The sequence below is a fragment of the Pseudoalteromonas sp. Z1A6 genome (assembly GCF_011378745.1).
Classification (GTDB): domain Bacteria; phylum Pseudomonadota; class Gammaproteobacteria; order Enterobacterales; family Alteromonadaceae; genus Pseudoalteromonas; species Pseudoalteromonas arctica.
Genome location: NZ_WTKW01000185.1, coordinates 1 through 8,470, shown reverse-complemented (window position 1 = coordinate 8,470; position 8,470 = coordinate 1). Strand labels below are relative to the sequence as shown.

General features: G+C 39.2%; 5 protein-coding genes. 1 reads left to right on the top strand and 4 read right to left on the bottom strand.

The annotated features are described in order from the left end of the window. Positions 1–141 precede the first annotated feature (141 nt). A complete protein-coding gene (gene syd, locus GQR46_RS12360) occupies positions 142–681 on the bottom strand; it encodes a SecY-interacting protein (RefSeq protein WP_165741110.1) in 540 nt (179 codons plus the stop codon). Positions 682–740: 59 nt separating this feature from the next. Between syd and queF the strand changes: the two genes are divergently transcribed. Beyond that, a complete protein-coding gene (gene queF, locus GQR46_RS12355; RefSeq protein WP_165741109.1) occupies positions 741–1,586 on the top strand; it encodes an NADPH-dependent 7-cyano-7-deazaguanine reductase QueF in 846 nt (281 codons plus the stop codon). 243 nt (positions 1,587–1,829) lie between these two features. Here queF and GQR46_RS12350 read toward each other — a convergent pair whose 3' ends face one another. From GQR46_RS12350 to GQR46_RS12340, 3 genes are read right to left on the bottom strand one after another with little or no spacing between them, the layout of a single operon-like run. Next, on the bottom strand, positions 1,830–2,735 hold the full coding sequence (locus GQR46_RS12350; protein ID WP_165741108.1) for a peptidylprolyl isomerase: 906 nt from the start codon (positions 2,733–2,735) through the stop codon (positions 1,830–1,832). Positions 2,736–2,779: 44 nt separating this feature from the next. Further along, positions 2,780–6,469: a translocation/assembly module TamB domain-containing protein gene (locus tag GQR46_RS12345; RefSeq protein ID WP_165741107.1), complete on the bottom strand. Its 3,690-nt coding sequence runs from the start codon at positions 6,467–6,469 to the stop codon at positions 2,780–2,782. After that, on the bottom strand, positions 6,469–8,196 hold the full coding sequence (locus tag GQR46_RS12340; protein ID WP_165741106.1) for an autotransporter assembly complex family protein: 1,728 nt from the start codon (positions 8,194–8,196) through the stop codon (positions 6,469–6,471). The genes GQR46_RS12345 and GQR46_RS12340 overlap by 1 nt, the downstream gene beginning before the upstream one ends. Positions 8,197–8,470 lie beyond the last annotated feature (274 nt).

Sequence of the window (8,470 nt, the reverse complement as noted above, 5' to 3'; positions counted from 1 at the left end):
AATAACCACACTACATAGGCTCTGCCTTGCCTAAAAACCAAACATACAGCTGCAAAATCAATCACGAAAGGTCAACACGCCCTAGTAATGGCTCTAAAAATCAGCTTAGTGATAACGCTAAGCTGATTTATTAGATGCATTTTAAACCTCTAATGCCTTTAAAAAAGCATTAATGTTAGGTGCAAGTACATGGTGTGTTTTTTTGCCTACGTGCTCTAAACATACTTCACCAGTGTGCACCAATACACTCACTAGTAAATCATCTTGATCTGTTAAACCAATAAATACCGTTTCTGGCTGCTTGAGTTTGCGTTTCATTAAAACGTGACCCGTTATATTTTGCTGTAACAAATTAAAGTCTTCTTCGTTCCATGCTTGTAGTAATTCAACCTGATGCCCATCAATACTTGCTGAAATGCTTCCACCGTACATATGCCCATATAACTCGCTAAGCTCTTTTGGAAATTCAAGCTCAAGTGCATTGGCTAAATCATTAAGTGAACCTGCAGGTTGCTGACGCGCGCCCTGCCATTGAATATTTCCTTGCTCGTCAACTTCGCCAACTTCTGATGGGCTTGGCCATTGCTCATCGTGCGCAATAAGTGGGTACTTTGTAGTGTTTTTAAGGGTCTTTTCGCTAAATTGTTGATGAAGTTGTTCTATAAGCAATGCAACAGACATACTGTGAAACTCATTTAAATTAGATATAATGTCCCTATTGTAACTATTTAAGAGCAAACATGACAGATTACAGCAATTCTCCAGACCTTAAAGGTAGCGTATTAGGCAAATCTACTGAGTATGTAGATGTGTACACGCCAAGCTTGCTTTTCCCTATTGCGCGCAAACTAAATCGTGATGCTTTAAATATTGACGAAGCAGAGCTGCCATTTAAAGGCCAAGATATTTGGACTGGTTACGAGCTTTCATGGCTAAACAATAAGGGTAAACCGCAAGTTGCCGTGGCCTTATTTACCTTTGAATGCCAAAGCAGCCATATTATTGAGTCAAAGTCGTTTAAACTTTATTTAAATAGCTTTAACCAAACCCGATTTGAAAGCATTGATGTAGTAAAACAGCATTTAATTGATGACCTATCAAATGCGGTTAACAGCCCTGTCAAAGTGACTTTATACAATCCTGATGATTACAATTGCTTACCGTGTACGGCGCTGCCAGGTGAATGTATTGATGACTTAGATATTGAGATTAATAATTACGATATTGATGCTAATTCACTTAAAGCAAAAAGCGATGAAGTAGTGACTGAAACGCTCTACAGCCATTTACTTAAATCGAACTGTTTAATTACCTCCCAGCCTGATTGGGCAAGTGTAATTATACGGTACACTGGCGAGCAAATATGTCGCGAGTCGTTACTGCGTTATTTAATTTCGTTCAGAACGCATAACGAATTTCATGAGCAATGTGTTGAGCGTATTTATAGCGATTTAACAACACAACTTAATATTAAAGAGTTAGAGGTTTACGCGCGTTATACTCGTCGTGGTGGGCTTGATATAAACCCGTATCGCTCTACGCATTATAACGATACGCCATTTGCAGTTAAAATTAATCGTCAGTAGATTATTTTACACTGGAATATGAGCATTAAAAAAGGAGCCTTGGCTCCTTTTCTATTTGTATATTTAATTAATACCAATTCGCTTAATTTTGAGGCTGGGAAAACGTGTTGATAGCTAGGCAAAAAATTCGCTATTTAGTTGTTCTCGGCAATTGCTCCTGCATTGCTCTACCTTCTGCATCCATACAGTCGTAAATGAGAATTTTTTAACGCAGGTAGCGACACGTTTAGCCCCGCAAAATGATTAAGTATTATTGCGGATTGGTATAACTTCGCGCTTAGTGGGTATGGGCATACCACACACATCAACGTAGTTATGTGCTTTAACAAACCATGGTTCAACACGGTTTTTACGAGCATTGATTAAGTTTTTAAACACTGGTGAATTTGTTTTCATCACTTTAAATATACTTCTATCGCTTTGTACATCGCCAAGGACCTGTATATTGGTAATTGGGTTAAATGCCTTACCTTCAGTTGGCGTACGCGCTAAACGGTTAAAATGCTCTATACCCTCTAACACTCGACCAAACACCGTAATGTTTTTATCAAGGTAGCGCGGGCCCTGCCCTATCGTTACAAAAAACTCCGTGCTCGCACTATTTATATCGTTATCGCGCGCCATAGCAAACACGCCACTACAATGCACTTGCCATGTTTGCGTATGTGCTGAATTTTGAGCTACTGCAAAGCCGTTTAAAAAGCCGGTAACTGGCGCATATCCGTCACCATTTAACTCAGTAATAAAAAGGGGTTTGTTTGTTGTTAAATAAAACTCAGCTGGAACTGTTTTATCTGCCGTTTTAATTAACTTTTTACCCGAGCTGTCGCCGCCTTGAGCTACAAAACCTTCAACAAACCGATAAATGCCAGTATTTTTATAAAACCCTTCTCGCGCTAACTTTTTAATGTTTTGAACGTGCTTTGGAGCAAGCAGTTCATTAAGCTCAATATAGGCATTACCCGTTGGCAACGTTATCTTTAAAATATTTTGAGCGTTCACTACTCGCCAATCATTATCTGTTGCACTGGCAATTACTTCACTAGCGCTCAATAAAGGTAGCTCTTGATTAGCAACATCATTGCTGAGTTGCTGAGCACACCCGCTTAATAAAACACCAAGCAGAGCCGGCAATATAATTTTTTTCATCGCTCATATCCTTATAATTCTTATTGTTTTGGTTTTGGTTTTGGCTATTCCCAATCAAACTTATATAGCACATCAACATTTTGGTATAGCCCGCTCGTTATTTCTATGTATAACTGCGAAAGTAACTGATAACGCACAGCCACTTCACTGAGCGAATCAAATACACCCACGCTATATTTAACTTGTAAGCTGGGTGCAACGTAACCTGATATTTCTACTTTGGTGCTATCGCCACTACCTGATGAGCTTAAACTTACATCTGATAACCCAAAGGTTTCACCTACCTTAGAAACAACCCCTTCGCTGCGGCTAACACCTTGAGAGAGTAATAGCTGCGTAAGCATAGCATCGCTTGACGAACTTTCTCCATCACCTAAAGGTTGGCCATTAAGTAAATATGCGAGTGCTTGAGCTTGATCCATCGCAGGCTCAGAAAATATTTTAAGCGTTGGTTGTTCAACATTACCCGTGAGCGTAACCCCTGCAATGACACCATTTGCAGTTGTATCGGGGTTACGTATTGCTTTAATATTTAAAAATGGTTGTTCAATTGAACCGCTAAAACCTACTTGCCCGGTGCTGATTATTAAATCTTGCCCAAAGGCTAAGTAAGTACCTTCAATTAAGTTAAGCTCACCTGTGGCTATGATTGGCGCACCTTGACTCATTTTTATCGCTAAATCACCCGCAACTTTTGATTCCAAGCCAAACGACTCTACTTTTACATCGTTTTTAACAATCACTTTTAAATCTATGTCGTAATCAAACGGAACTGTTTCGGTGGCCTCGGTTTTTTTATCAACAATAATTTCATCATCGCTAACTTGCACCGCGCCCTCAGGAAGCTCTTCAATCATTATACGACCGTAAGGCACAATTACCTCACCAGCAAGCTTGAGTGCATTATTAGCCAAGCCTATTTTTAAATCCGGCGATACTTTAAAAGTAACCCCTTGCTGCGCGCGTACATAAAACTGCTCGCCAACTACCGCAACATTTACAGCAGGTTGCGCACCTTGCCAATCAACGTCACCTGTGAGATTTATTTTACCGCCTTGATTGTCGTTTAAGTTGCCTTTTATTGTGGCTGTTGTTTTATCAAACAATACGTTTATGTTTGATTTTTGCAGCGCTATAGGTAGTTGCTCGCCCTCTAAACTAATATCGCTCACATTAAGTTCGCCATTTAATAAAGGATCTTTTAACGTACCAGCTAACGCCACTTTCCCGCTAATATCACCTTTTAACTGCTCAAGGGTTTCAAGAAAAGGTTGTAAGTCTGAAAGGAGTATTTTATCGATATTAATGGTGCCATTAAGCGCTTGCGTATTTTTTATATCATCGATATTAATTTGTGTGTTTATTTTCCCAAGCACACTTGATTCTAAATTAGCTTCAAGCTTGCCAATTTGAGAATCCGAAAACGCACTAATGCTTAATGTTTCAATAGGTAATTTAAAACGATCTTCTTCAGAGGTAAGTACCGCTGTTAAATCAGTAGAATCGATATTTGCACGTAATGTTTTAAGCGCACCGCTTTGCCAGTTAAGTGCCACATCGCCAGCTATATTACCGCGAGTACGAATATTGTCAGGCAAAAAGTGCTTAAGTTCTTCAAGTGCTAAATTGCTCAGTTTAGCATTTAACTGACCGAGATTTTTTGACTGCGCTAAGGTGTCTATGCATAATTTACTTTGCTCAGATGCCCAACAATGTGCACTCACATCAAAGTCGCCACTTTGCGTATTAACCATAATGGCAATATTTTTAGTATTACTAAAACTAAGCTTTTTATCGCTGAGCGTTACATTACTAAGCTCGCCATTCCAAGTGGTATTATTAATTTTGCCATTAACTTCAAGCTCTACACTGCCTTGCTCGGCATCTATAGATGCCGTAAGTTGGTGATCTGTTTTGTCGCCGCTAATATCAATTTTAACGCCATTAATTTGCTGTTCGGCTACAAGCGCCGAACCAACACTTACCGAAACATCGGTTTGCCAATCGGCTGCGGTATCTAACTGCCCTTTTACTGATAGTTTATTAATGTTTATTTCATCAAAAATAAAGCGATCGAGTATTAGTGCTAAATCAACAGAGGGCGTTAACCTTTCCCCCCTTACTTTTAAATTTGCGTTGCCGTCAGCAGTAAATGGAATATTAGCTTTTTCATCACTTCTTAGCGTTACTTTGCCATCAACCCGCCAAGTATCATCAACTTGCCCGCTTAGTGCTAATTTATTGGTGCCGCTACTTAAATAAAAGCTATCAATATTAGCTTTTAACGTGTTGTCTAGCTTAAAGTTTGAGGCAAATTCTAGTGGCACGTCGTTAAGTAATCCGCTTAACTTTGTATTATTCATTTGTAGCTGCCACTTGTCGTCAGCTGCATTAAACGAGCCTTTAAACTGTCCTGAAATATCACTGGTAGCGGCATCAGTTAAGTACTGCGCTTTTAAGTTAGCAAGCGTGCCATTAAAGTTAGCCTGTATGCCTTTTTGCCAATCAACATTGGCTTCTATAGTTGCACTGCTTTCGTTCGCTTTAATGCTTAGCGCTTGTAAAGTTGCTTTGGTGAGACTGCCTTTTAATTGGGTATTTAAGTCAACAGCTGGGTACGCGCCTAGTTGGCTATTCGCCTGTAGGCTAAGCTGATAGTCGTCAGCATTACCTTGTGCGTTAAGGCTAACATTTCGTACTTTAAGTTCATTACTTTGTGCATCAATAAGCCACAGCTTAATTTTTCCATTTAACTCAAATGGATAGTTTTTTTGCTTTAAATTTGCCGTTGCCGTTAAACTAAGCGGATATTGCCCCTGCGTTTCTAAATTTAAGTTTAGATTTGATAAGTCGCCATTCAACTGCAAATTGGCTTGGTGCTCGTCACTTTGTAAAACAACATCCCCTTTCACGGGCAAATTCCCTGCAAGCTCAGCATTAAGATGCGTATTAAGCTGCCACTGTTCATACTTTGCTGAGAATGACTCTAAATTAATAACCGCATCTTCCACACTTAATTGCAGCGAGATGTTTTCAATAACATGTTGGGCTTCGTTTTGCTCAATCGTAATTTTAGCTATTTCAAAGTCTTCAACAACTAAATCAAGTGGCGAAGTAAATTCTATATTAGGCAATGCGGGTAGGTGCGTTAAAGGCGCTTGAGTATTTTGCGCCGTTTGTGTTTTCGCATCTTGTTCTTGCTCTTTTAAGGCAACAAGTATGGTGGGAATATTCAGGCTTTTAACCGTCAGCTTTGAACCCTCTGCTTTTGCTGAGAGTTTAAAATTATTAACGCTTACGTTTGCACTTGGATGCTCTAGAGTAAATTTATTGATCGCAATGTTTTTTACAGCAATATTAAAAGGTAAGCTGATTTTTTCGAGCGGCTCTGCAGCGGCTTCTTCTTGTGACTCTGCAGTTTTTGGTAATGTTAAATTTATAGATTTAGCACTTAAGTTATCTATACAAATTCCATCGCACTGCCACCAAAACAAATCAATTTTCAACTGTTGTGCATTAAAATCCAGCCCATTGTTAGTAAAGCGTACATTAAAGGCATCATTATAAATAAAACGGCCATCTTTAATTTCAATATGTAGTCCATCTACCGCTTTGTTTGCACTATAAGCAATAAATTGATTACCGGGTGCGGTAAATAACAAACAAAATAGTGCAACAACTAACGTGACAAAAATAGCACTTACGGCGGCTGTTATCTTTTTTAATACTGACATTAAATTTCTGGCCCTATGGTAATACTTAAACGTGTGCTTTTACTTTCTTTTGTTAATCCCCAAGCGTGGTCTATACGCACGGGGCCAACGGGAGTTAAATAGCGAAAACCAAAACCAGCACCTACTTCAAAATCATCAGAAAAATCATTAGTCGCAGTACCACCATCAACAAATAAAGCTGCTCGCCAATTTTTAGCAAACTGGTAGTTATATTCCATCGTCCCCGATAGTAAATACTTACCACCTATTAGCTCGCCGTCATCGTTCTCAGGCGAAATTGATTGGTACGCAAAACCACGAACGCTTTGATCGCCACCTGCGTAAAAACGAAGTGAAAATGGCACGTTGTTAATATCATCAACAAGCATTGCTCCCACATTCGCTTTTAAAAACACCAAGTGGCGGTCAAAATAAGTACGTAGCCATGCATGTTGCATTTGCACCCTAATCAGATTAGTACTCGAAAGCACATCATCTAAGCCAAACTCAGCAGATATAAGCCACTGCTCTCCCCAATAAGGAGTCGTGCCGCCTTTTGATTTTTTGCGCGCGTAGCTAATGCCAGGCATTAACATTTCGGTACTTTCTTCGTCTTCATCACCAATACGGTAGGTTTCTTGGTCGCGGCGTAAAAATGCAGTACGCACCCACTTATTTTCGGTCAACCATTGGCGCTGAACCTGCCCCGTTAATATTTCACTGTAAGTGTCGTTTGTGAGCTCATCTTCTAATTTATAACCGGCAGAGAATCGCCATAAATCATCATTAGGATCATCAACCGGAATTGTATAAGCCATGGAAATATCTTGCTGCTTTTGTGCCACATTTAAATTAGTTTCGAGGTAATGGCCGTCTTCTGTGATCCACGGTTTACTCCATTTAAAACGCACCTTGGGCCCTAAGTCAGTACTAAAACCACCGCCAATTTCATAGCTGTTAGCTGGCTTGGGTAATACTTCAACTTTAATCGGTACTTGGCTGTTTTTGCGCGCTGCAATGTCAGCATAAACACGTACACTGGCAAAATAAGGGGTACTTGATAAATCCAAGTTATAGTCAGCAATATGTGTTGATTTATAAGGTTGGCCCTGCGAGAAAGGCGCTATAGAGCGTATGTATTTTTCAGCGGGTGTACTACTGGCAATTTGTATATCGCCAAACTCATACCTAACTCCGGTATCAATTATGAAAGTAATAACAGCACTATTTTTTTTAAGCGACACTTCTAATTTGCGCGCTGGCCACTTAGCATCAAAATAACCAAGCTCCAGCAACATAGATTCTATTTTTTTATGAGCAGAGTCATATTTACCATGATTTAAAACATCACCTTGCTTTAAGTGATTGCTTTTAATCAATGCCTGTAATTGGGTATCGCTTTGACCATCACCGTTTAGCGTAATATTAATTGCTTCTATGCGAGTTGCAGGCCCCCGTTCAACTTTAACAATTAGTTCGCTGTCGTCTTTATCATAAATAACCTCGACGGTCGGGCTATAATAGCCAAGTGCTTTGATGCTATTTTGTACTTGTTTTTGAGCATAACGGCGAAGTGTACGGGTTGGCTTCTCGCCAATTAACTGCTTGAGGTAAAGAGCTACGTTATTTTCTAAATCGCCACTTAACCCTTCAATTTCGTAATCTTCTATGACTTTTTCTGCCGCATAGCTATTTGTCGCAATTAAAGCGCTCACAACACACATGCAACGTAAAAACTTAATAAACAAGTAAATATCCTTACTTTTAATATCTTACAAAAAACTAGTTAATTACCCGCATATTAGCATAGCCATAATGAGCAACACATTAACTTAATAACAATCTAACGCGTAAATTTAACTTTGAATAAATATCAGCATAATTAAAATTAGTACGCGTTAAGACAATATTTTAGTTACAATAGTGCCTACGAATAAAAAATTAATTTTAAATGAGTTTTTAATGCAATTCCCTGATGATGATAACGGCCAACTTTTAGCCGAAATAGCCGCTGCTGGCATT

Excerpts from the sequence above, each read along its gene's own strand:
- queF (WP_165741109.1), top strand. The coding sequence starts at position 741 with ATGACAGATTACAGCAATTCTCCAGACCTTAAAGGTAGCGTATTAGGC.
- syd (WP_165741110.1), bottom strand. The coding sequence starts at position 681 with ATGTCTGTTGCATTGCTTATAGAACAACTTCATCAACAATTTAGCGAA.
- GQR46_RS12350 (WP_165741108.1), bottom strand. The coding sequence starts at position 2,735 with ATGAAAAAAATTATATTGCCGGCTCTGCTTGGTGTTTTATTAAGCGGG.
- GQR46_RS12345 (WP_165741107.1), bottom strand. The coding sequence starts at position 6,469 with ATGTCAGTATTAAAAAAGATAACAGCCGCCGTAAGTGCTATTTTTGTC.